The sequence below is a fragment of the Lacinutrix algicola genome, assembly GCF_001418085.1.
Taxonomy (GTDB): Bacteria; Bacteroidota; Bacteroidia; order Flavobacteriales; family Flavobacteriaceae; genus Lacinutrix; species Lacinutrix algicola.
Window position 1 is genome coordinate 39,109 of record NZ_LIQH01000029.1, and the last position, 24,614, is coordinate 63,722.

At 32.8% G+C, this 24,614-nt stretch carries 23 protein-coding genes and 2 tRNA genes; 17 read left to right on the forward strand and 8 right to left on the reverse strand.

The genetic code is table 11. The features are described 5' to 3' along the window. Positions 1 to 34 precede the first annotated feature (34 nt). The 3 genes from ASC41_RS05290 (at position 35) to ASC41_RS17285 (ending at position 1,120) form a co-directional block, all read left to right on the forward strand. Positions 35 to 106, forward strand: a tRNA-Gly gene (locus ASC41_RS05290). 30 nt (positions 107 to 136) lie between these two features. Next, a tRNA-Leu gene (locus ASC41_RS05295) sits at positions 137 to 220 on the forward strand. A 540-nt stretch (positions 221 to 760) separates the two neighbouring features. Further along, positions 761 to 1,120: a hypothetical protein gene (locus ASC41_RS17285; protein WP_055435602.1), complete on the forward strand. Its 360-nt coding sequence runs from the start codon at positions 761 to 763 to the stop codon at positions 1,118 to 1,120. Between the two features lie 444 nt (positions 1,121 to 1,564). On the opposite strand, the gene ASC41_RS05305 is transcribed toward ASC41_RS17285, so the two are convergent. Continuing rightward, a complete protein-coding gene (locus tag ASC41_RS05305) occupies positions 1,565 to 2,005 on the reverse strand; it encodes a hypothetical protein (protein ID WP_055435603.1) in 441 nt (146 codons plus the stop codon). Positions 2,006 to 2,119: 114 nt separating this feature from the next. Further along, a complete protein-coding gene (locus tag ASC41_RS05310; RefSeq protein WP_055435604.1) occupies positions 2,120 to 3,355 on the reverse strand; it encodes a 3-deoxy-D-manno-octulosonic acid transferase in 1,236 nt (411 codons plus the stop codon). Between the two features lie 70 nt (positions 3,356 to 3,425). Between ASC41_RS05310 and ASC41_RS05315 the strand changes: the two genes are divergently transcribed. The 3 genes from ASC41_RS05315 to ASC41_RS05325 all read left to right on the forward strand — a co-directional run bounded on the left by ASC41_RS05315 (position 3,426) and on the right by ASC41_RS05325 (position 6,109). Continuing rightward, positions 3,426 to 4,583 carry a DegT/DnrJ/EryC1/StrS family aminotransferase gene (locus tag ASC41_RS05315; RefSeq protein WP_055435605.1) on the forward strand — a complete coding sequence of 386 codons (1,158 nt, stop codon included), beginning with the start codon at positions 3,426 to 3,428 and terminating at the stop codon, positions 4,581 to 4,583. Positions 4,584 to 4,733: 150 nt separating this feature from the next. Then, the gene (gene galE, locus ASC41_RS05320; RefSeq protein ID WP_055435606.1) at positions 4,734 to 5,747 is read left to right on the forward strand and encodes a UDP-glucose 4-epimerase GalE; all 1,014 of its coding nucleotides are present in this window, start codon (positions 4,734 to 4,736) and stop codon (positions 5,745 to 5,747) included. Positions 5,748 to 5,917: 170 nt separating this feature from the next. Further along, complete coding sequence (locus ASC41_RS05325) at positions 5,918 to 6,109, forward strand: hypothetical protein (protein ID WP_055435607.1); 192 nt, start codon at positions 5,918 to 5,920, stop codon at positions 6,107 to 6,109. 18 nt (positions 6,110 to 6,127) lie between these two features. Here the strand turns inward: ASC41_RS05325 and lspA are convergent, their stop codons facing one another. The 6 genes from lspA to ASC41_RS05355 form a co-directional block, all read right to left on the reverse strand. Beyond that, positions 6,128 to 6,628 carry a signal peptidase II gene (gene lspA / locus ASC41_RS05330; RefSeq protein WP_055435608.1) on the reverse strand — a complete coding sequence of 167 codons (501 nt, stop codon included), beginning with the start codon at positions 6,626 to 6,628 and terminating at the stop codon, positions 6,128 to 6,130. A gap of 2 nt (positions 6,629 to 6,630) precedes the next feature. Further along, complete coding sequence (gene fabD, locus ASC41_RS05335; RefSeq protein WP_055435609.1) at positions 6,631 to 7,524, reverse strand: ACP S-malonyltransferase; 894 nt, start codon at positions 7,522 to 7,524, stop codon at positions 6,631 to 6,633. Between the two features lie 88 nt (positions 7,525 to 7,612). Further along, the gene (locus tag ASC41_RS05340) at positions 7,613 to 9,169 is read right to left on the reverse strand and encodes an NAD(P)/FAD-dependent oxidoreductase (protein WP_055435610.1); all 1,557 of its coding nucleotides are present in this window, start codon (positions 9,167 to 9,169) and stop codon (positions 7,613 to 7,615) included. Between the two features lie 92 nt (positions 9,170 to 9,261). Beyond that, positions 9,262 to 10,122: an RluA family pseudouridine synthase gene (locus ASC41_RS05345; protein WP_055435611.1), complete on the reverse strand. Its 861-nt coding sequence runs from the start codon at positions 10,120 to 10,122 to the stop codon at positions 9,262 to 9,264. Between the two features lie 137 nt (positions 10,123 to 10,259). Continuing rightward, positions 10,260 to 10,868, reverse strand: coding sequence for a ribosome biogenesis GTP-binding protein YihA/YsxC (yihA, locus tag ASC41_RS05350; RefSeq protein ID WP_055435612.1), 609 nt, complete (start codon positions 10,866 to 10,868; stop codon positions 10,260 to 10,262). A gap of 109 nt (positions 10,869 to 10,977) precedes the next feature. Beyond that, complete coding sequence (locus ASC41_RS05355; protein WP_055435613.1) at positions 10,978 to 11,742, reverse strand: alpha/beta fold hydrolase; 765 nt, start codon at positions 11,740 to 11,742, stop codon at positions 10,978 to 10,980. Between the two features lie 296 nt (positions 11,743 to 12,038). On the opposite strand from ASC41_RS05355, the gene mraZ reads away from it, so the two are divergent. The 11 genes from mraZ (at position 12,039) to ASC41_RS05410 (ending at position 24,612) form a co-directional block, all read left to right on the forward strand. After that, positions 12,039 to 12,509 (forward strand): division/cell wall cluster transcriptional repressor MraZ, encoded by a 471-nt coding sequence (mraZ, locus tag ASC41_RS05360; RefSeq protein ID WP_055435633.1) that lies wholly within the window; start codon positions 12,039 to 12,041, stop codon positions 12,507 to 12,509. Beyond that, positions 12,496 to 13,392 carry a 16S rRNA (cytosine(1402)-N(4))-methyltransferase RsmH gene (gene rsmH / locus ASC41_RS05365; RefSeq protein WP_055435634.1) on the forward strand — a complete coding sequence of 299 codons (897 nt, stop codon included), beginning with the start codon at positions 12,496 to 12,498 and terminating at the stop codon, positions 13,390 to 13,392. Before mraZ ends, rsmH begins: the two co-directional genes overlap by 14 nt. Positions 13,393 to 13,528: 136 nt before the next feature. Next, a complete protein-coding gene (locus ASC41_RS05370) occupies positions 13,529 to 13,852 on the forward strand; it encodes an FtsL-like putative cell division protein (protein WP_055435614.1) in 324 nt (107 codons plus the stop codon). 61 nt (positions 13,853 to 13,913) lie between these two features. Beyond that, the gene (locus ASC41_RS05375) at positions 13,914 to 15,863 is read left to right on the forward strand and encodes a penicillin-binding protein (RefSeq protein ID WP_055435615.1); all 1,950 of its coding nucleotides are present in this window, start codon (positions 13,914 to 13,916) and stop codon (positions 15,861 to 15,863) included. Then, positions 15,860 to 17,323, forward strand: coding sequence for a UDP-N-acetylmuramoyl-L-alanyl-D-glutamate--2,6-diaminopimelate ligase (locus tag ASC41_RS05380; RefSeq protein WP_055435616.1), 1,464 nt, complete (start codon positions 15,860 to 15,862; stop codon positions 17,321 to 17,323). The genes ASC41_RS05375 and ASC41_RS05380 overlap by 4 nt, the downstream gene beginning before the upstream one ends. Before the next feature lie 49 nt (positions 17,324 to 17,372). After that, on the forward strand, positions 17,373 to 18,605 hold the full coding sequence (gene mraY, locus ASC41_RS05385) for a phospho-N-acetylmuramoyl-pentapeptide-transferase (RefSeq protein ID WP_055435617.1): 1,233 nt from the start codon (positions 17,373 to 17,375) through the stop codon (positions 18,603 to 18,605). Positions 18,606 to 18,695: 90 nt separating this feature from the next. Next, positions 18,696 to 20,033 (forward strand): UDP-N-acetylmuramoyl-L-alanine--D-glutamate ligase, encoded by a 1,338-nt coding sequence (gene murD / locus ASC41_RS05390; protein WP_055435618.1) that lies wholly within the window; start codon positions 18,696 to 18,698, stop codon positions 20,031 to 20,033. A 129-nt stretch (positions 20,034 to 20,162) separates the two neighbouring features. Then, positions 20,163 to 21,365, forward strand: coding sequence for an FtsW/RodA/SpoVE family cell cycle protein (locus ASC41_RS05395; protein WP_055435619.1), 1,203 nt, complete (start codon positions 20,163 to 20,165; stop codon positions 21,363 to 21,365). Next, positions 21,366 to 22,460: an undecaprenyldiphospho-muramoylpentapeptide beta-N-acetylglucosaminyltransferase gene (gene murG, locus ASC41_RS05400; RefSeq protein WP_055435620.1), complete on the forward strand. Its 1,095-nt coding sequence runs from the start codon at positions 21,366 to 21,368 to the stop codon at positions 22,458 to 22,460. Positions 22,461 to 22,550: 90 nt separating this feature from the next. Beyond that, positions 22,551 to 23,903: a UDP-N-acetylmuramate--L-alanine ligase gene (gene murC, locus ASC41_RS05405; protein ID WP_055435621.1), complete on the forward strand. Its 1,353-nt coding sequence runs from the start codon at positions 22,551 to 22,553 to the stop codon at positions 23,901 to 23,903. Beyond that, positions 23,893 to 24,612, forward strand: a complete 720-nt coding sequence (locus tag ASC41_RS05410) for a cell division protein FtsQ/DivIB (RefSeq protein ID WP_055435622.1) — start codon at positions 23,893 to 23,895, stop codon at positions 24,610 to 24,612. The genes murC and ASC41_RS05410 overlap by 11 nt, the downstream gene beginning before the upstream one ends. Positions 24,613 to 24,614 lie beyond the last annotated feature (2 nt).

A 24,614-nucleotide genomic window follows, 5' to 3' on the forward strand; every position in this document is an offset into this window, starting at 1 on the left:
CGCAATAGCAATATTGTTTGTTCATATAAAGACTGCGAAAGTAGCTCAGGGGTAGAGCATCACCTTGCCAAGGTGGGGGTCGCGAGTTCAAATCTCGTCTTTCGCTCTGAGATATTTTTATTAAAATAATTCCAATGCTGAAGTGGTGGAATTGGTAGACACGTTGGACTTAAAATCCAATGTCCATTAGGACGTACGGGTTCAAGTCCCGTCTTCAGTACTAAGCCTTTACAAGATTCTTGTAAAGGCTTTTTTTATGCTCTTTTTTTGAATTTTTTAAAAGAGTTAATTAAAAATTAAATACATATTAGTGTGATGATTTTGTCACAGATCTTGATATAGAGAAAGGCTTCGCATTTTTGTGAAGCCTTTCTTTATTTACATTAAATAGCATTAGTGGTTTAGTTAGATTATTAAATATTGGAGTTTTATAGCATTTATCTAATAGCTTAAAAGAAATAATAATTCATTAAAAAATTTTACCGAGTATTGTTTTGAGGAGTTGCCAAGAAATTAGTAGAATCTCGCAACTCTTAAATTTATTACCTTTATCTCATTAATCATGTATTTAATATTTGAACATTAAAACATGGTAAATTGGTATTTCTGAATTACAATTGTTCCTAGCTTACTCTTTTTGCTTAAGCTTAATGCAACATTAAGTAATAAAATATTTGTAGAAAAAACAAAAAAGAATGTTCGAATCTTTCAGTATTATATTTACAATAGCAGCATTTTTTACTACATAAATTATAAGTGGTTGAAATTACCTACAACTATTGGGTTAATCATTTTGAGTCTAATTTTAATTATCCCAATAGCGCTTAGTGAAACTATTTTTCCAGAATTTTATAGATTCTTTTGCGACATAATTGTTAATGCAGATTTTAAAACATTGTTATTTAATGGTATTTTAAGTTTCCTATTATTTGCTGGAGCATTATATGTTATTTTAACTTGGGGAGGATTACGAGGAGGTATTTCTATTGCACTAGCCTTAAGCTTAAGTAAAGAGCTTTCTGGTGATTTAATACTGCATAGAACTTATGTTATCGTGTTGTTTTCAATCATTGTACAAGGATTAAGTATCGGTAGCTTTGTAAAGAGGCTATATAAGTAAAGGTATATGTAAAAAAGGTAAGCATAAAAGAATTCTATTTTTAGTAAGGAAAAACATACTGGTTTTCAATTTCTAGGGTTAAATATTGTATGTAAAGCATCTTAAAAAAAATCAGTTAGCTTTAGGGGTAAAATCATTACTTGTATCTAGTAAGAGGTTAGCGGCAAATAATTTAAATTTTATTGATGTTATAATATTTGAAGATTTTTTTTACGTTTCTTATTATTCAAATCGCAAGTTTTAGGACACTTGTTCCTTGGCATGTTTGTCAGGAGGATTAATATAAAGCATTATAAAAGTGCTGTTTTTACAAAAGAATTTTTAACAGAATTAAAGAATAATCTTTGCTTTCGGTTATTTATAAAACAAAAAAATCCTACCGAAATTATTGACTAGGCGATTTTTTATGATAAAAGTTTTAGATAAAAACTATAGTTTATCAGCTTATTTTTTAAGAGCGTCAGCAGCGTTTTTAACACCGTCTTTAGTTGCATCAACAGCTTTTTTAGCGCCATCTTCTACTTTATTAGCAGCATCTTTAGCACCATCTTTTATAGCTGCACCAGTTGCATCAACAGCATTTCCAGCAGCATCTACGGCATCACTAGCAGCATCTCCAACAGCTTCACCAGCGTTTTCAAGTGCATCTCCAGTTGCATCAACAGCATTTCCAGCAGCATCTACGGCGTCACTAGCAACATCGCCAGCAGCGTCAGCAGCATCTCCAACAGCTTCACCAGCGTTTTCAAGTGCATCTCCTGTTGATTCAGCAGCATTTTCTACAGCATCTCCTACAGAATCAGCTCCTTCTTTAACTTCTCTACAAGAAGTAAACGTTGCGCTTAATGCTAATAATAAAGCTGCGCTTAATAGTAATTTTTTCATTTGTTTTAGTGTTTAAATTAAATTAGGGTGTGAAATTACTATTTTGAAAGTTAATTTTAACATTTTGTTGGCATGTTTTTTAACATTTTCTTGATAAAAAGCAGTAATCTTAGTTTAAATACGTAAAAAGTTAAGTATTTGGATCACCGAACCTTTATTTTTTTTAATAAAGTTAAAATTATTCAGCCCAAATTGGTTTCTTATTTCTTCATCATTAACAAACAAATTTAAAGTTTTTCTAAGTTCACTTTTGTTAGATATAGAAATCATACCATTGTTATCAATCATGTTTTGTGCTTCGGGAAACTTTTCGTGGTTTTTACCTATTATTATTGGTACACCAAAAACAGCAGCTTCAAGTGTGTTGTGTAAACCCGTTGCACCCATTGCTCCGCCTACGTATGCAATATCAGCATAGTTATAGACTTTGGTTAATAAGCCAATAGTATCTAGTATTAGAACTTGATAGTTGTTAAGTGTTTTTCCTTCTTTTTTAGTAAACAATACGCAGTCCTTAGAAATACTGTTTTTTAAACCTTCAATTTGAGTTGCTTTTATATTGTGTGGTGCAATTATAAATTTAGTATCCTTATTGGCTTCTGTATTAATATAACTTACTATTAGTTTCTCGTCGTCAGGCCAAGAACTTCCTATTACAACACATAGGCTATCACCTTTAAATTCTGATATGAAATTTAAAGTGTTGTCTTGTGCTAATTGATTAAAAACTCTATCAAATCGTGTATCTCCAGAAACGGTAGCATTTGTATAACCTATTTTTTCTAATAGTTTTTTCGAAGCTTCATTTTGCGTAAAAATATGATTAAAAGCAAATAAAGCGTTCTTTGTATGCTTGCCATACCATTTAAAAAAAGATTGGTTTTCTCTAAAGCTAGCCGATATTAATACAGCTTTCAATCGTCTTTTCTTTAATTCATTTAAAATATTAGGCCATATTTCGTATTTAACAAAAATGGTTAACTCTGGATTTACTATATCTAAAAAGCGTTTTGCTTGCGCTTTGCTGTCTAATGGTAGGTAAATTACAACATCAGCAAAAGGCGCATTTTTTCTTATTTCAAAACCAGAAGGAGAGAAAAAAGACAGAACAATTTTATGATTTGGGTAGTCTTTTCGTAACTCTGTAAACACTGGTAAGCCTTGCTCATACTCACCTAAAGATGCGCAATGAAACCATAGCGTTTTGTCATTAGGCTTAATATTAGACTTTAACTTAGTAAAAGTTTCTGCCCGACCTTGAACACCAAGTTTTATTTTAGTGTTAAAATTTGCAATAATTTTTAATGCAAAACTGGCTAAGTAAATTCCGAAAGAGTACAATAAATTCAACTTTAAAAATGCTTTGTGCTAAAATACATAATTCATTGTTTAGCATTTGCGAATTTTGTAAATTCGTTTTATGAAAAAAATACAAATGGTTGACCTAAAAGGTCAATATGCCGAAATAAAAAAAGAGGTTAACGACTCTATACAAGAAGTATTAGAGACTACAGCCTTTGTAAATGGACCACAGGTTCACGCATTTCAAAAAAACTTAGAAAATTATTTAGGTGTTAAACACGTTATACCATGTGCTAACGGTACAGATGCTTTGCAAATTGCAATGATGGGATTAGGTTTAAAACCAGGAGACGAGGTTATTACTGCCGATTTTACTTTCGCTGCAACAGTTGAGGTTATCGCACTTTTAAACTTAACACCGGTTTTAGTAGATGTTAATCCAGACGATTTTAACATAGATATAGAAGCTGTTAAAAAAGCAATTACGCCAAAAACTAAAGCAATTGTACCAGTACATTTATTTGGACAATGTGCAAATATGGAAGCGTTAATGGCACTGGCCAAAGAGCATAACTTATATGTAATAGAAGATAATGCTCAAGCTATTGGTGCAAAATACACAAATAGTAAAGGAGAAAAAGCCATGTCTGGAACTATAGGGCATGTGGCTTCAACGTCATTCTTTCCATCTAAAAATTTAGGTTGTTATGGAGATGGAGGTGCTATTTTTACTAATGACGATGATTTAGCGCATACACTTCGTGGTATCGTAAATCACGGAATGTACAAACGTTATCACCACGATGTTGTTGGTGTAAACTCGCGTTTAGATTCTATTCAAGCAGCAGTTTTAAATGCTAAATTACCACATTTAGACAAGTATAATAACGCACGTAGAGATGCAGCAAGAGCTTATACTAAGGCATTTGCAAATCATCCAAATATTATAACACCTAAAATGGTAAGTGAGTGTGATAGTATGTGCGATACATGCGACTGTCATGTATTCCATCAATACACACTTAAAATTGTAAATGCAGATAGAGATGCGTTGGTTCAACACTTAAACGATAATCAAATACCATGTGGTGTGTATTATCCAATTCCATTGCACAAGCAAAAAGCATACGTAGACGAGCGTTATAACGAAGCAGATTTTACTGTAACAAACCAACTGGTTAAAGAAGTTATTTCGTTACCAATGCATACAGAATTAGACAGTGAGCAAATTAGTTTTATAACGAAAACTGTAATCGATTTTATAGATAATAATTAAATTATTTTGGGCGAGACTTTTGGCTTTTAAGAGCCAAAAGTCAGGCTGTCCACTATATCTTTTTTGCTGAAAAAGCAAAAAAGGATGCCGTTTCCATCCTTCTTGCAAGACTAAAATTAGTAATAAAAATAATAGTTTAAGTTTTTAAAAATGTTAAAGATATTAGTAACAGGAGGACTAGGCTATATTGGTTCGCATACAGTAGTTGCTTTACAAGAGGCAGGTTTTAAGGTTGTAGTTGTAGATAATTTATCGAACTCTTCAATAAAAGTGTTAGATGGTATTTTAGCAATAACTAGTCAAGTACCAGAATTTGAAAATTTAGACTTAAGAGATAAGCTTAAAACTCAACAGTTTTTAAAAAAGCACTACGATATTTTTGGGGTTATCCATTTTGCTGCAAGCAAAGCAGTAGGAGAGAGTGTTGGTAATCCATTGTTGTATTACGAGAATAACGTAAACACCTTAATATATTTACTTCAAGAGCTAAATAAAAAGAAGAACGCTAATTTTATTTTTAGTTCTTCTTGTACGGTTTATGGTCAAGCAGATGTAATGCCAATTACAGAAGAGTCACCAATAAAACTAGCCGAATCTCCTTATGGTAATACTAAACAAATAGGTGAGGCTATAATTAAAGACACTTGTAAGTCTAATTTAAACTTTAACGCTATTGCTTTACGTTATTTTAATCCTATTGGTGCACATACATCATCAAAAATAGGAGAGTTGCCCATTGGAGTGCCGCAAAATTTAGTGCCCTATATAACGCAAACAGGATCAGGTGTACGAGAACAGCTATCTGTTTTTGGTGATACTTACTCAACTTTAGATGGTACATGTATTAGGGACTACATACATGTTGTAGATGTTGCAAATGCTCATGTAATAGCACTTCAAAGATTATTAAACAATGAGCATCAATATAATTTTGAAGCATTTAATTTAGGTACAGGTACAGGAAGCTCCGTATTGGAAGTTATTCAATCTTTTGAACGTGTTTCAAATAAAAAACTAAACTATAAAATAGTCGACAAGCGAAAAGGTGATGTTGTAACTGCTTATGCAGATACTAATAAAGCGAATTCAGTTTTAGGTTGGAAGGCAAAATATTCTTTAGACGATGCAATGGATTCTGCATGGAAATGGCAGCAAACGTTATAATTTACATTATCATATTCCAAAGATTCTATAAAATTTTCTAAGGGTCTACTAATACATGCAGAGCTCTGTTATTAATTTGATATTAATATATTGATTAACAAATACTTAATACTCTCAGTTTGCTTTTGGGTTAAAATCTTGGTTTCTTTGTATTTAATGAAATAGATATTATGAAACTGATACAAGTTGAAAGAGTAACAAAACAAGAAAACAGATTCGCCCCAAAAATGGGACGATTAAACGCTAAGGTAACTTACATTAAAAAGAAGTTTCTAGGAATTTCGGTTAAGACTTTACACAAATACAGAGAAACGTACTACGGTGAAGTTAAAGATTGTGAAGATTGTGTTTTAGCTAAATAAAATTAAAAACCTCGATAATTATATCGAGGTTTTTTTATGGTTTTTATTTGTGAAGTTTCCTAAAATAAGTAATCCCATTCCAACCATTACAGAGATATCTGCTAGGTTAAAAATACCTGTTCTAAACACACCTCCTAAATCTATATGCCAGAAATCTGTTACTTGTCCGTAAAGTACACGGTCGTATAAATTAGCCATTCCGCCACCTATAATACAACAGAATCCTATAAGAGAAAATTTATCTAATGTTTTGTCTCTAAAAATATGAAATAGAACTAATGTTAAAACAACTATTGGTAAAACGTTTAGTAATATTATTTTTAATATTGGACTAAAATCGCTTCCTAAACCTAGAAAAGCACCTTTGTTTTCTACATTATGTAGAGTAAAGTAATCTCCAATAATTTCAGCCTTGCTACCAGCTATAACATTTGCTCTTACCCAAAATTTAGAAACCTGATCTAAAGCGATATTAAATATAATAATTAAAACAATAAATAAAGTTCTGTTTTTTTTCATAATTAAGAAGCGCTTACTATTGTTGCAGAAGCAGTTTGTGCTTCTCTATTTATTTTTTTTACTAAACCTTGCAATACTTTTCCTGGACCAACTTCTGTAAATAAGGTTGCGCCATCTGCAATCATATGTTCTACAGATTGTGTCCAACGTACTGGAGCTGTTAATTGGGATATTAAATTAGCTTTAATTTCAGCTTCATTAATTACTGCGTTTGCAGTTACGTTTTGGTAAATAGGGCAGTTAGGTTTTCTAAATGTTGTGTTTTCTATTGCTGCTGCAAGTTCTTCGCGTGCAGGCTCCATCATTGGAGAGTGAAATGCACCACCAACTGGAAGTACTAAAGCTCGTCTTGCTCCTGCTTCTTTCATATTCTCACAAGCTCTATTTATAGCTTCAGTTTCTCCAGAAATAACTAATTGTCCAGGGCAGTTATAATTAGCAGCAACAACAATACCTTCGGTGTCATTACATATTTTTTCTACAATACTATCTTCTAAACCTAAAACAGCAGCCATTGTACTTGGTTGTATTTCACAAGCTTTTTGCATCGCTAAAGCACGTTGTGATACTAGACGTAAACCATCTTCAAAAGTTAAAGTTCCATTGGCTACTAATGCAGAGAATTCTCCAAGAGAATGTCCCGCAACCATGTCTGGCTTGAAACTTTCTCCTAAAGTTTTTGCTAAAATTACCGAGTGTAAAAATATAGCAGGTTGTGTAACTTTAGTTTCTTTTAAGGCTTCAGCAGTACCTTCGAACATAATGTCTGTAATATGAAATCCTAAAATTTCATTAGCATCTTCAAATAAGTGCTGTGCTTCTGGTGAGTTTTCGTATAAATCTAAGCCCATTCCTGAGAATTGAGCGCCTTGACCTGGAAATATATATGCTTTCATTTGTTTAATTTTGAATAGCAAAAATAGGAATAAATTCTGATAAAGTCCTCAGTCTTCAGTTTTCAGTCAACAGTATTAAATATGAAGTTTACAATCCTACAATTGCAGCTTCAGCACAACGCTCTCCATCCATTGCTGCGCTAATAATTCCGCCAGCATAACCACCACCTTCTCCACATGGGAATAAGTTTGAAATTTCTGGATGCTCTAACGTTTCATTTCTTGGAATATTTACAGGAGATGAGGTTCTAGACTCTACACCAATAACATTTGCTTCTTCGGTATAGTAACCATTCATTTTTTTACCAAAAGCTTCAAAACCTTTTCTTAATCTACTCCCTATTAATTTGGGTAATAAAGAGTGCATTGGCGCACTATTTAAACCTGGCTGATAAGAAGTGTCGTTTAAAGAGCTAGATAAATTTCCTTGTACAAAGTCTGTTAAACGTTGTGCAGGAGCAGCTTGTGTTCTGCCTCCTGAAGTAAAAGCAATACGCTCTAAACTCTTTTGGTATTCTAGTCCTTTTAAAGCTCCAAACTTCTCGAATTTAGCAATGTCTTTATCAACATTAATTTCTACAACAATACCCGAGTTTGCATACTTGTTGTTACGTCGTGATGGCGACATACCATTAACCACTACTTCTCCGTTTGCAGTTGCCGCTGGTACAATAAACCCACCAGGACACATGCAAAATGAATAAACACCACGATCTTTTACTTGTTGTACTAAACTATAAGCTGCTGGTGGAAGTAATTCGCTACGTTCTCCTGAGCAATGGTATTGAATAGAGTCTATAATATGTTGAGGATGTTCTACACGAACTCCCATAGCAAAAGATTTAGCTTTTAGGCTGATTTTCTTTTCATCTAATAAATAGAAAATATCTCTAGCAGAATGTCCTGTAGCAAGAATAACACGGTCGGTAGACATCTCACTTTCATTATTAAGGACTATAGATTCTATCTTGTTGTTTTTAATATTGAAATCTGTAACACGTGTTTCAAAATGAACTTCTCCACCGTAATTAATAATATTCTCACGAATGTTTTGAATGATTTTTGGTAGTTTATTAGTTCCAATATGTGGATGGGCATCTACAAGAATTTCGTCTGCAGCACCATGAAAGACTAAATTTTCGAAAATTTTTCTAACGTCACCACGTTTTAAACTTCTTGTGTATAATTTGCCATCACTATAAGTTCCGGCTCCACCTTCACCAAAGCAATAATTGGAATCTTCGTTTACAAAATGATCTTGATTTATAGCTTTTAAATCACGCCTACGGTCTTGTACATTTTTACCGCGTTCTAAAACAATAGGTTTAAAACCTAGTTCTATACAACGTAAAGCAGCGTACATTCCTGCAGGACCAAAACCAATAATATGTACTGGTTTTGCTTTAGAAACATCTTTGTAGTGAAATTGATAATCAGACTTTTCTGGCAGCGCTTCCTTAATATAAACAGATAATTTATAATTAAGGATGATTTTAGGCTTTCTAGCGTCTATAGATTTACGTAATACTTTTATTCCAGTAATATCTTTTCTTGGAATACTTAAATATTGAGCCGATTTAATTAGCAATATATCGCTACGTTCTTCGTCTTTTAAAGTTAAGCGAAGCTGAATGTCTTTTACCATATTGCAAAATTAGGAAAAAAATGATGGATTATTATTTTATGATTGCTATTGTTGAAAGAAATACTTACCAAAGCAATTAAAAAAGAAGTCTTTTATATAGAATCGAAAATCTTTTTAAATTTTTCTGGTAACTCATCTTTTATAATTAATTTTTCTTGAGTAAAAGGATGGGTAAACTTCAAAGAATAAGCATGTAAATATAAGCCTTTGCCATTTAGTACTAAATGCTCAATGTTATACTCTTTGTCTCCTAAAATAGGGTTGCCTATACTTGTTAAGTGTTTTCTTAATTGATGCTTTCTTCCTGTTTTTGGCTTTAATTTTACTAAATTAAGGATATCAAATCGCTCTGAAGCTAAACTTGCTTTTACTTTATATAAGGATCTAGAAGTCTTGTTGTCAATATCTGTAGTTATTTCGCCTTTAGGTTTCATTTTGCCAATAGCTACAGCGTAGTAAGATTTTTTGATTTTTTTGTCTTGAAACATTTTGTTTAAAGTACGAATGCTGCTGTTTGTCTTTCCTATTAATAGTAAGCCTGTTGTTGGGTAGTCCAATCTGTGTATAGGTTGAGGTGTCGTTCTATCGAGAAGGCTGCTAGGCTTTAAGTTTTGAATTAGAGCATTTGCTACTGTTTTAAAGCTATTACCACTTACTAATATTCCTCCAGGTTTGTGAATGACTGCCAAATAATCGTCTTCATATAAAACGTTTAATTTTAAAATAAGTTTAGTTCTAGGCTTGCTAATTTCTGGAATTGTTAAACAAATAGTTTCTCCGCCAGATATAAAAGTAGCAGAGGTTGCAATAATACCATTAACAGTAATGTATTGTTTTTTTAAAGCTTTTTTTAAAGCAGATTTTGTAAAAACTAAATTAAAAAGACCAACACCATACTCTTGAAGTCTAATAGGTTTTGAGAGTTCTGGAACAATATGAGTTTTAGTTTGCATTTAGCTTTCGCATATTTGGAGTGTTCTTTTTTTGTACAGTATTATTTTAAAAAAGATATTAAGAAAAATACTAATAGATAATAGTTGTCAGCTCACTATTTGGTATTAAGGAATGTTACAGTAAAATAAAAGAACAATTAAACCTCCTCAGTCATTCCATCATTCAACTCACCAATGTACCCAAGAACTTCTTCTTTACCAATGTCTTTAGAACTAGATGTTATAAAATGTCTTGGCATTTCTTCCCAAGTTTCAAGCATAACGTTTCTGTAGTCTTCAACGTGTCTTTCGATAGCTTTAGGTTTTAATTTATCGGCTTTAGTAAAAATGATACAAAAAGGAATACCAGCTTCACCTAAATACTGCATAAAATCCAAATCGATAGGCTGTGGTTTGTGTCTAATATCGACTAAAGTAAAAGCGCAAACTAGCTGTTCGCGTTCCTGAAAATATTTAGTAATAAATTTCTGAAATACTTTTTTAGTACTCTTAGAAACTTTAGCATAACCGTAACCAGGTAAATCTACCAAGTACCAATCTTTATTTATAAGAAAATGGTTTATAAGTTGAGTTTTTCCAGGTCTTCCAGAAGTTTTTGCAAGACTCTTTCTGCTGGTAAGCATATTAATAAGTGACGATTTCCCAACGTTACTTCTGCCAATAAAGGCATATTCTGGTAGCATATCTTTTGGGCATTTTGCCACATCAGAATTACTTAATACAAATTCAGCAGACTTAATTTTCATTGTGATATTGTCTTCGTGAAAACGAAAACCTGTTTAAAGTTAATATTAAATGCAAAAGTAAGCACAATACATTAAGTAGCCAAAAGCTATACGCTAATAACTAAAGCTATTAAAAAGAGCGTTTTTTAAGCCAATCTCCTAAAATTTTATTAAATTCTGTTGGGTGCTCCATCATAGCGGCATGACCACATTTGTCAATCCAAAATAAATCAGAATCTGGAAGTAATTTGTTAAACTCGTCTGCAACATCTGGAGGTGTAACGGCATCATTTCTTCCCCAAATGATACAGGTAGGTGTATTCATTTTTGGTAAATCTTTAGCCATATTGTGTCTAATAGCACTTTTTGCAATAGTAAGTGTTTTAATTAGTTTAATTCTGTCATTTACAGTTTCATAAACTTCATCAACAATCTCTTTTGTTGCAATAGCCGGATCATAAAAAACATCTTGCGCTTTTTTCTTAATCACTTCGTAGTCACTACGTTTTGGGTAGCTTCCTCCCATTGCACTTTCGTACAAGCCAGAACTTCCTGTAATAACTAATGCTTTTACTTTTTCAGGATTCATTTTTGTAAAATAAAGTCCTATGTGACCACCAAGAGAATTTCCTAAAAGAATAACTTCGTCAAATTTTTTAAAATCTATAAACTCACCTAAGTATTTAGAAAATGCTTTAACATTGGTTTTTAAAAGTGGCATAGTATACACGGGTAATTGTGGGATAATTACCTTGTAACCTTCTTTACTAAAGCGGTTTATAACTGCGTCAAAATTACTTAATCCACCCATAAGTCCATGTAGAACAATTATTGGTGTGCCTTCTCCAGCTTCAATATAATTAAATTTTCCTTCAGTAATAAGTGTATGCGACATTCGTTTTTTTAGTCAATCTGTTAAAGCAAATATAGTTATTTCAAATAAATAATTGAGGTATTATTTAGATACTTCAAAAAACTAGACTGGTGTATATGTAAACCGTTGTTGATTACTTATTTTATTGTTTTTTAAATCGCTGAAAGCTATGTGTTTAAAGGTTGTGTAGCTATTTTTTATAGTGTTAAAGGTGTGGTTGTGTCAAATATTTATTAACAATGTGGTAAAATGTGGTAAAATGTGGTAAAATTTTCAATATATTTGACTCTTATACGTTTACATATAAAAAAAACACATTGAACTCATTAATAGGAACATACGAATGTAAAGCGGATGCCAAAGGAAGGCTAATGCTTCCTGCTGCGCTTAAAAAGCAGTTGTCTCCTGTGTTGCAAAATGGTTTTGTGTTAAAAAGAGCGGTTTTTCAACCTTGCCTGGAATTGTATCCAATGGAGGAGTGGGAGGTGTTAATGCAGAAAGTAAATAAACTTAATCGCTTTAAGAAAAAGAATAACGATTTCATCCGTAGGTTTACTGCTGGTGTGAAAATGATAGAAGTAGATGCGAGTGGAAGATTGTTGATTCCGAAGGATTTAACAGTTTTTGCGAGCATTTCTAAAAATGTTGTAGTGTCTTCGGCAATTAATATTGTGGAGATCTGGGATAAAGATAAGTACGAACAAGCCATTGACGATGCAGCTGATGATTTTGCAGATTTAGCTGAGGAAGTAATGGGACAAGATGAAGAAGATAATGGAATATCATAATCCTGTATTATTAAAAGAAACGGTAGATGGTTTAAATATTAAACCAGACGGCGTTTATGTAGATGTCACTTTTGGTGGTGGCGGGCATAGTCGCGAAATATTAAGTCGTCTAGGAGAAAACGGAAAGTTGTTTGCTTTCGATCAAGATGCAGATGCTTTAGAGAATAAAATTGATGATCCAAGATTTACGCTTATTCATGAAAATTTTAGATTCATAAAACGTTTTTTAAGGTTTCATGGTGTAAAAGAAGTGGATGGTGTTTTGGCAGATTTTGGAGTATCGTCTCATCAGTTTGATGTTGCAGAACGTGGGTTTTCGACACGATTTGAAGCTGAGTTGGATATGAGAATGAATCAAAAAAGTCAACTCTCAGCTTACCATGTTATTAATGAGTACGACGAAGATCAAATTAAGCAAGTGTTATTACAGTATGGTGAGTTGCGTGCAGCTCCAGCAATGGCAAAGTTGATTGTGGAATTTCGTAAAGATGAAGTGATAAAAACAAGCGATCAGCTTAAAAGTGTGATGAAGAAATTTTTATCTCCAAAACATGAGAATAAAATTTTAGCACAAATATATCAAGCTATTAGAATTGAAGTAAATCAAGAGATTGAAGCTTTAAAAGAGTTTTTGGCGCAAACACCAGAAATTTTAAAATCTAATGGCAGGTTGAGTTTAATAAGTTATCACTCTTTAGAGGATAGGTTGGTTAAGCGTTTCATAAGAAACGGATTGTTTGAAGGTGAGCCGGAAAGAGATGTCTTCGGTAATTTTGAAGTGCCTCTTAAAAAAGTTGGAAAACTAATTATTCCATCGGCTGCTGAAATTAAAATTAACAGTAGATCGAGAAGTGCAAAGCTTCGTATTGCTGAAAAAGTATAAATAAGAGACTGTTTTTTTAAAATAGTTTTTAGCAACAAGAGAGTCTCTTGAATTGAAGCACGATTTTATTCAGAATTAATAAAGGAGAAATAAGTAGGCCATCAGGTTAGTAAATACGAAAAATTAAAAATTTAGTTTGAAAAAAAATATCTATAGCATATTAAGAGGTACGTTTCTAGTAAGTGACGACTCTTTTAAGAATTGGAGAATGATTCTCTTTATATCTGTGTTGGCTATAGTAATGATTGCAAGCTCGCATAGTGCAGATAAAAAAGTTTATGAAATTGCACGGCTAGGTAATGAAGCAAAAGAGTTGCGATCTGCTTTTATAGAAGGCAGAGGGCGATTGATGGAGTTGAAAAAAGAATCTGTTGTATCGGTGAAAATGAAAGAAAAAGGCTTGAAAACTTCAGAAGTTCCGCCTCAAAAAATAAAAGTTAAATCTCAAAATAAAGAATAGTTCAGTCTTGGCAGTAAACGAAGCGAACATATTAAATCGATTGTATTTTGTAGCTGGATGTATGTTCATCTTCGGGCTTGCTGTGGTTATTAAATTGTTAACGATACAGTATATCCATGGTGATAAATATCGTGAGTTGGCAGATAGCAGAACTATTGAGGATAAGCCAATTCCTGCTAATAGAGGTAATGTGTATTCTGTAAACGGAAACTTGTTGGCAACTTCTATTCCTAAATACGATATTAGAATAGATACAAAAACGCCGAAGAAAAAAATATGGCAGGAGCAAATTGGTCCATTATGCGATTCGTTGTCAAAATACTCAGGAAGATCGTCAAGTTATTATAGAGAGAATTTAAGAAAGGCACGAGCTAAAAAAAACAGATATTATTTGTTAGCGCGTGATATTGGGTATTCAGACTATATCAGGTTGCGCGATTTTCCATTACTAAAATTAGGTGCTTTTAAAGGAGGATTGATTGTTGAGCAAACAACAAAGCGAGAGCATCCAATGGGAGGGATTTCTATGAGAACCATAGGTTATGAGAGAACAGACGAAGAAGGGAATATAACTCGAGCAGGATTAGATGGTGCTTTTGGTGAGAAATACCTAAAAGGTGTAGATGGGCATCGTATGAAGCAAAAAATTGGTAAAGGACAATGGAAGCCTATTAAAGATTCTAACGAAGTTGAACCACAAGACGGTTATGATATTTACACTACTATTAATGTTAATATTCAAGATATCGCACATCATTCTTTGTTGGAGCAGTTGGAGAAGTACGATGCAGAACATGGTTGTGTTGTAGTGATGGAGGTGAAGACTGGTGAGATTAGGGCGATTTCGAATTTAGGGAAATCTAAGTCTGGTAAGTATTACGAAAAAAGAAATTATGCAGTTTGGGAATCTCACGAGCCTGGTTCTACTTTTAAATTAATGGCTGTAATGGCTGCTTTAGAGGACAAGGTGATTGATACTTCTACAATTATTGATACAAGAAGTGGGTATAAAACATTTTATGGAAGAGGGATAACAGATACGCGTGGTTATGGAAAGATTTCTGTAGGTACAGCGTTCGAGAAATCATCTAACATTGGTATGGCTACTATAATAGACGATAACTATTCTAAGAATCCAAGTAAGTTTATTAATAGACTAAAGCAGTGGAAGCTTCATGAGAATTTAAACTTACCTATTGTTGGTGAAGGAGAGCCGGTAATACCTAAGCCGGGAGATAAAATATGGAGTAGAAACGCATTGCCATCTATGGCTTATGGTTATAATATGCAATTAACACCATTGCAAACCTTAACATTTTATAATGCGGTTGCTAATGATGGTGAGATGTTAAAACCTCGTTTTTTACGTCAGGTAAAAGAATTAGATAGAGAGATTGAAAGTTTTGATAAGGAAATTCGAGTAAAGAAAATTGCCTCTGATGAAACGATAAAGAAAGCGCAAAAACTTTTAGAGAATGTTGTAGAGCACGGAACAGGAAGAGGAATGTATTCAAAATATTTTTCTATGGCAGGAAAAACGGGAACTGCTAGAACAGATTATGGTGATTTTGAAAAATGGAAAAAGGATAGGAAATATGTATCGTCTTTTGCAGGATATTTTCCGGTAGAAAATCCAAAATATTCTTGTATTGTGGTAATTCATAAGCCGAGTATAAAAATTGGTTTATATGGAGCAGATGTTGCAGGACCGGTTTTTAAACGTATCGCTCAAAAGATTTTTACAGACACACCAATAATTGATGAGATTGAGTCTCTTGAAGTGGAAAATGCGGCTATAGATAAAGAGTTTCAAAACTTTTACGATATAGCAAATACATATTTAACAATAATGCCAAGTGTAATTGGTCTTCCTGTAATGGATGCAATGGCTTTGTGTGAGAATTTAGGTTTAAAGGTGAAAATGAGTGGTAATGGAGTTGTGAAATCACAATCTATTCCAAAAGGACAAAAAGTAAAGAAAAATCAAACTATAGTTTTAGAATTATCGTGAATTTATTAATAGACATATTATATAAGGTTACTATCAATAGTGTTGTTGGGTCAACAAGCGTATCTATAGGTAATATCCATTTTAACTCAAAAAGTGTTGCAGTAAACGATTTGTTTGTTGCAATAAAAGGTAGTGTTGTAGATGGGCATAATTATATAGAAAATGCGGTAGAACAAGGTGCTGTTGCTGTAGTTTGCGAGCAGTTGCCTCAGGCTTTGAAAGAAGGTGTAGCTTATGTTGTTGTGGAGAATTCTAGTTCGGCATTGGCTATTATGGCTTCTAATTATTATGGTAATCCATCATCAAATTTAAGATTGGTTGGTGTTACTGGAACTAATGGAAAAACTACAATTGCAACTTTGTTGTTTCAGCTATTTAAAAAGGCAGGTTATAAAGTCGGTTTGTTGTCTACTGTTGTTATTAAGGTGGGTGATAAAGATTATAAAGCTACACATACAACGCCAGATTCTCTAACGATTAACCGTTATTTAAAAGAGATGAATAACGAAGGTGTAGAGTTCTGTTTTATGGAAGTGAGTTCTCATGGTATTCATCAAAAACGAACAGAAGGATTAGAGTTTGCGGGTGGAATTTTTACAAATCTTACTCATGATCATTTAGATTATCACGACACGTTTGCTGAGTATCGCGACGTTAAAAAAACGTTTTTCGATAACCTTGGAAAAAATGCTTTTGCACTTACAAATGCAGATGATAAAAATGGAGCAGTAATGCTTCAAAATACTAAGGCGAAACAATATAAATACGGATTAAAAAATTACGCAGATTATAAAGCGCAAATTCTTGAAAATTCCTTTAGCGGAATGTTGTTAAAAATTAACAATAGTGAGGTTTGGACAAAGTTAATTGGTGGTTTTAATGCTTCGAATGTTTTAGCTATTTACGCTACCGCGGAATTATTAGGACTTGAAAAAACAGAGATTCTTCGATTAATAAGCTTGTTAGAAAGTGTAAGTGGAAGATTTCAATATTTAATTTCTGAAGGTAAAATAACTGCGATAGTAGATTATGCGCATACACCTGATGCTTTAAAAAATGTATTGGAAACTATAAATAGTATTCGTACTAAAAACGAAGAATTAATTACTGTTGTTGGTTGCGGTGGTGATAGAGATAAAACAAAGCGACCAAAAATGGGAAACATTGCTTCAGCTTTAAGTACTAAAGCTGTTTTTACAAGCGATAATCCTAGAACTGAAGTGCCAGAAACTATAATAGAAGATGTCGAAAAAGGTGTAGAGCCTCAAAACTTCAAGAAAACATTATCAATTGTAGATAGAAAACAGGCTATTAAAACAGCATGTCAATTGGCTAATGAAGGAGATATTATATTAATAGCTGGAAAAGGTCATGAAACTTATCAAGAGGTTAATGGTGAGCGTAGCGATTTTGATGATTTTAAAATTGTAAAAGAATTATTAAAGCAAATGCAGAAGTAGTTTGTTGTTTGGCTTAGGCCTTAAATTAAAAAGAAATAAAAAATAAACAATGTTATATTACCTATTCGAATATTTAGAAAAACAATTTCAATTAACAGGAGCGAGTGTGTTTCAGTTTATCACGTTTCGTGCTGCCTTGGCAATTATTATGTCGTTGTTGTTTTCTACAATTTTTGGAAAAAGAATCATTCGTTTATTACAAAAAATGCAAGTTGGTGAATCGGTTAGAGATTTAGGTTTAGAAGGTCAGGTTGAAAAAGCAGGTACGCCAACAATGGGTGGGTTAATTATTATTTTTTCAACGTTAATCCCTGTATTGTTATTAGCGAAACTAGAAAATATCTATGTGATAATGCTTATTGTAACTACTATTTGGATGGGATTAGTTGGTTTTACAGACGATTATATAAAAGTATTTAAAAAGGATAAAGCGGGATTAAGTGGTAAGTTTAAGGTGTTAGGTCAAGTAGGTTTAGGCATTTTTGTTGGATCAATAATGTATTTTCATCCAGGTGTAACCATTAAGACTGAAAAAATAAACCCAGTTAATAGTACCGAGTTAATTACTCAAAATTCAGTTAAAGAATTTAATCCAGAAGAACAGTCTCTTAAAACAACAATACCTTTTGTAAAAGATAATGAATTCGACTACACAAGTATTGTAACATTGTTTGGAGATGATTATGCAAAGTATGCATGGTTGGTGTTTATTCCTATTGTGATTTTTATTGTAACAGCAGTTTCTAATGGTGCAAATTTAACCGATGGTATCGATGGTTTGGCAGCAGGAAGTTCGGCTATAATAGTATTTACACTAGCCATTTTTGCCTTCATTTCTGGAAATATTGTGTTTTCAGATTATCTCAATGTCATGTTTATTCCTAGGCTTGGAGAGCTTGTGGTGTTTATCGCGGCTTTTGTAGGAGCGTTAATTGGGTTTCTTTGGTATAATACATATCCAGCTCAAGTGTTTATGGGTGATACGGGTAGTTTAACTATTGGTGGGATTATTGCGGTAATAGCAATTGCGGTTAGAAAAGAGTTGTTAATTCCATTGTTATGTGGAATCTTTTTTGCTGAATCATTATCGGTAATTCTACAGGTAAGTTGGTTTAAGTATACAAAGAAAAAATATGGTGAGGGTCGACGTATTTTTAAAATGTCGCCTTTGCATCATCATTATCAAAAAGGAGGATATCACGAAAGTAAAATAGTAACACGTTTTTGGATTGTTGGAATATTTCTGGCTATTTTAACGATAGTTACGCTTAAGCTGAGGTAAAAGATTACTATTTCTGTTAAGTTAGGAATCTGTAATAAACGAATAAAGTAAATAAATTTCTGCTTTTGCAGGAGTGAGAAGAAAGAAAAATTGAAAAAACAAAGATTAGCAATATTAGGAGCAGGAGAAAGTGGAGTTGGTACTGCACTTTTAGCAAAAGCGAAAGGTTATGCTGTTTTTGTTTCAGATAAAGGAATAATAAAAGAAAAGTACAAAGAAGTTCTTATACATAATGAGATTGAATGGGAAGAGCAACAGCATACAGAGTCTAAGGTTTTAAATGCAGATGTTGTAATGAAAAGTCCTGGGATTCCTGATAAAGTAACGTTAATTCAAAAACTTATTAGTAATAAAATTCCAGTTGTTTCAGAAATTGAGTTTGCTTCTAAATATACAAATGCAACCATTGTTGGAATAACCGGAAGTAACGGTAAAACAACAACGGCATCGCTAGCGCATCATATTCTAAAACAGGAATTAAATGTAGGTTTAGCTGGTAATATCGGGGATAGTTTTGCAAAACAAGTTTTAGAAGACGATTTTAAAAATTACGTGCTAGAAATTAGCAGTTTTCAATTAGACGGAATAGTAGATTTTAGACCAAACATTGCTGTGCTTACCAATATTACACCAGATCACTTAGATCGATACGATTATAAATTTGAAAATTATATCGATTCAAAATTCAGAATAGCACTAAATCAAACTAAAGAGGATTATTTGATTTATGATGCAGATGACGAAGTGATAAATAAATGGTTAAACGAGAATACTATTCAATCGACATTACTACCTTTTTCATTGGTTAAAGCAATTGAAAATGGTGCGTATTTGGACAATGAAAATATAATAATAACAATAGGTAACAATCAAATAATTATGCCAACAAAAAATATAGCTTTAGAAGGGAAACACAATGTTAAAAATGCAATGGCTGCATCTACTGTGGCTCATTTGTTAAAAATAAGAAAACAAACTATTCGTGAGAGTCTGGAGAATTTTCATGGCGTTGAACATCGTTTAGAGCAGGTGCTTAAAATTAACAAAGTGCAGTACATAAACGATTCTAAGGCTACAAATGTAAATGCTACTTATTATGCATTAGAAAGCATGGGTGCGCCAACAGTTTGGATTGTAGGTGGTGTAGATAAAGGAAATGATTATTCAGGATTATTTCCATTTATAAATGAAAAAGTAAAAGCTATTATTTGTTTAGGCATAGACAATGAAAAGCTAATTGAGAGTTTCGGGAATATGGTTGATGTTGTTGTTGAGACGCAATTTATGAATGAGGCAGTTAAAATTGCATATAAATTAGCAGAGGCAGGTGATAATGTGTTGTTGTCTCCGGCTTGTGCAAGTTTCGATTTGTTTGAAAACTATGAAGACAGAGGAAGACAATTTAAAGATGCAGTAAGAAACCTGTAGTTATAAATTGTATTTAGAGAGTTTTTTTGTATACAATCTATTGATTTTAAACAAGGTATAAATAAGAGTGAAAAATAAATTATTTATAACGCCTAAAAGGGTTATGATAACGTATAATTAAAAGTAGAAGTGCAACAAGTATTTAAAAACATAAAAGGAGATCGATTAATCTGGGCAATAGCTGCTTTGTTAGCTATATTCTCATTCCTTCCTGTGTACAGTGCTGCTAGTAATTTGGTGAATATTGGAGGTAACTCTAATACGTTTTCATACTTTATAAAGCATTTTATGCATTTGTTTTTAGGTTTCTCAATAATGTACGGAGTGCATAAGGTGCCCTATCGTTATTTTCGAGGGTTGTCTATGGTAATGATTCCAATTGTTTTGGTGTTGTTAGTTGTAACAATACTTCAGGGTACTACAATTGAAGGCGCAAATGCTAGTAGATGGATTCATATTCCATTTGTAAATATGTCTTTTCAAACGTCGACATTAGCATCTGTGGTGTTAATGGTTTATGTGGCAAGGTATATGTCTAAGGTTAAAGATGAAGATGTTCCTTTTAAGGATTCTATTTTACCACTTTGGGTGCCTGTGTTTTTAGTTTTAATATTAATTTTGCCTTCAAATTTTTCTACTACAGCATTAATGTTTTTAATGGTTGTAGTGTTAGTTTTTCTAGGTGGTTATCCAGTAAGGTATTTAGCAGTTATATTGGGTACTGGACTTTTGTCTCTGGTGTTGTTTGTTTTAATAGCTAAGGCGTTTCCAGATGCTATGCCTAATCGTATTGATACCTGGATGAGTAGGATTGAGAGCTTCTCAGATGATGGAGATACGGAAGCAGATTATCAAATTGAAAAAGCAAAAATAGCAATAGCTTCAGGAGAATTAACAGGTGTAGGACCAGGAAAAAGTACGCAGAAAAACTTTTTACCTCAATCTTCATCAGATTTTATTTTCGCAATTATTATTGAAGAATATGGATTAATTGGAGGTCTGTTTTTAATGGTATTGTATATGTGGTTGTTATTTAGAATTGTAATAGTAGCACAAAAATCAGATACTATTTTTGGTAAATTGTTAGTGCTTGGTGTTGGAATTCCAATAGTGTTTCAGGCCATGATAAATATGGCGGTTGCGGTAGAGTTATTTCCTGTTACAGGTCAAACCTTGCCATTAATTAGTAGTGGAGGTACATCTATTTGGATGACCTGTTTGGCTATAGGTATAATATTGAGTGTAAGTGCTAAGAGAGAAGAAATAAAAGGGAAAGAGAGCGAAGAAGAAGTTGAACAAAATCCATTAGAAATCCTTTCGGAGGCAATATAAATGAGTAATTATAAAATCATATTATCAGGTGGTGGAACAGGTGGGCATATCTATCCTGCTATTGCTATTGCAAATGAGTTAAAGTTGCGTTTTCCTAATGCAGAGTTTCTTTTTGTCGGAGCAAAAGACCGTATGGAAATGGAAAAAGTACCTCAAGCTGGTTATAAAATTAAAGGCTTGTGGATTACTGGAATCGAAAGAAAACTAACGCTTAAAAATTTAATGTTTCCATTTAAACTTATTAATAGTTTGTGGAATGCAAAAAAAATTATTAAACAATTTAAACCAGATGTTGTGATTGGAACTGGTGGCTTTGCGAGCGGACCATTATTGCAGATGGCAGTTTCTAAAGGTGTTCCGAGTTTAATACAGGAGCAGAATTCTTATCCAGGAATTACAAATAAATTACTGTCAAAAAAAGTGCAAAAAATATGTGTTGCTTATGATGGTTTAGAACGATTTTTTCCTGAAAATAAAATATTAAAAACAGGAAATCCTGTACGTCAAGATTTATTGGCTATTAATTCGAAAAGAAGTGAGGCAATAAAGTATTTTGGTTTAATTGAAGGAAAAAAAACACTTTTAGTTTTAGGAGGAAGTTTGGGAGCGAAAGCTATAAACGAATTGTTAAAAAGAGAGTTGGACTTTTTGCAAACGCAACAAGTGCAAATTATCTGGCAAACAGGTAAGTTGTATTATAATGATTATAAAATTAATGGTGACATTAAAGATGTTCACGTGTATGAATATATTAATAATATGGATTTTGCTTATGCGGCTGCGGATATTATTATTTCAAGAGCCGGTGCAGGTTCCGTTTCAGAGCTGTGTATAGTTGGGAAACCGGTTATTTTTGTACCTTCTCCTTATGTGGCAGAAGATCATCAGACCAAAAATGCAAAAGCGATTGTAGATGAAAATGCTGCTCTAATGATTGCACAAGAGGATTTAGAAGTTGATTTTAAAAATAAATTTTCTCAATTAGTAGCTTCCGTTGAAAAACAAAAACAGCTAAGCGATAATATTAAAAAATTAGCATTGGTAAATGCAACAAAAGAAATAGTTGATGAAGTTGAAAAACTTCTAAAAAAATAAAACAAATATTGTGTCATTCAGAAGAAGGAACGACTGAAGAATCTCAAATTATAGATGCTTCGCTTTGCTCTGAATAACAAAAATAAAAACATGAATTTAAACAACATAAATAACATCTACTTTGTAGGTATTGGAGGTATTGGGATGAGTGCTATTGCTCGTTATTTCAAAGCCGCTAATAAGCAAGTCGCGGGCTACGATAAAACGAAAACAGACATTACAAATGCCTTAGAAGACATAGGTATTGGTGTGACTGTTAACGATACTGTTGATGTTATTGAAAGTTTATTTTTAGATTCAGAAAAAACACTAGTTGTTTATACGCCTGCAATCCCAAAGGATAATAAGCAACTTAATTATTTTAAAAATAATGGGTTTAAGGTTTTTAAGCGATCGGAGATTTTAGGTCTCATTACAGAAAACACTTTTTGTTTAGCGGTAGCTGGAACTCATGGAAAGACTACAACTACAAGTATTCTTGGTCATATTATGATGGAGTGTGATGTTCCGTTAACTGCTTTTTTAGGTGGTATTAGTGAGAATTATAATTCTAATTTAATATTAAATGGTAATGAGGTAAGTGTTGTAGAAGCAGACGAATTTGATCGTTCTTTTTTAACTTTGTCACCAAATTTGGCTTGCATAACATCTATGGATGCAGATCATTTGGATATTTATGGAGATGCTTCAGAGCTAATTAAAACTTTCGAAGATTTCTCAAAAAAATTAAAGCCAAATGGAAAGCTATTTGTTAAAAATGGTTTGCCTTTAAAAGGAATTACTTATGGTATTGAGGATGATGCGGATTATTCGGCTCAAAATATAAAAATAGAAAATGGTGTTTATGTGTTTGATGTTAAAACACCAAGTGCATTACTTAAGGGAGTTCAATTTAATCTGCCGGGTAGGCACAATTTGTCTAATGCATTAATTGCTTTAGCAATGGCTTTAGAGTATGGTGTGCCAGCAAGTGAGCTTATTAAAGCATTGATATCTTATAAAGGTGTAAAGCGACGTTTTACGTATCAAATAAAAACGGATGATCTTGTTTTTATAGATGATTATGCGCATCATCCCGAAGAAATAAATGCAGTGCATCAAGCGGTGCGAGAAATGTATCCTAATGATGAAGTGTTGGCTATTTTTCAACCACACTTATTCTCGAGGACTAAAGATTTTGCAGCAGAGTTTGCTAGTAGTCTTTCGCAATTTAATGAAGTACTTTTGTTGGACATTTATCCAGCAAGAGAATTGCCAATTAAAGGCGTGACGTCTAGTTGGTTATTAGATAAAATAGAGAATCCTAATAAAGAATTGATAGAGAAGTCTGAGATTATTCAGAAAATAAAAGAAAGTAAGGCTAGAATTATTCTTACAATAGGTGCTGGAGATATAGGTGTAGAAGTGCATAAAATAAAAAAAGCTTTGGTTCATGAAAGTTAATTGGAACTACATAAAAGGTGTTGTGCTGCTTAGTGTGGTCGTGTTTTTGTTTGCTTTTTCTTCAGCTAGAAATGGCAACAGAAAAGTTGCTAAAACAACTATTGAGTTTGTAGAAGAGCAGAAGCCTTTTATTACGCATGCTACTGTTAGTAAATTGTTAATACAAAATCAGCAACCACTTGCGAGTGTGCCTAAAGAAACTTTAGATTTACATGCTTTAGAATCTGCCCTGAATGCTAACGCAATGATTGAAAAAGCCCAGATTTATTTAAACGTAAACGGCGACTTTTCAGCGAAAATCAAACAAAAAGAACCTATTGCAAGAGTTTTAAAATCAGACTCTTACTATTTGGATAGTAAAGGTGGTTACATGCCTTTGTCATCTAATTTCACTGCGCGAGTGCCGATGGTTACTGGCGAAGTGTCGAAGAAAAACTTAAGCAATGTTTTTGCTATTGCAAGCAGAATAGAGCGTGATGAATTTATGAAGAAAAATGTTGTCGAGATAATTCAAAATAAAGACATGTCTATCAATTTAAAATTAAGGCGATGTAATTTTATTGTACAATTTGGAAAACTTGAGCATTTAGATAAAAAAGTAAACAATCTTAAAGCTTTTTTTAAAAAAGCAATTAAAGATAAAAGTTTAGATAAATATAGTAAAGTGAATTTGCAATTTGAAAATCAGGTTGTTTGCACTAAAGTATAAAC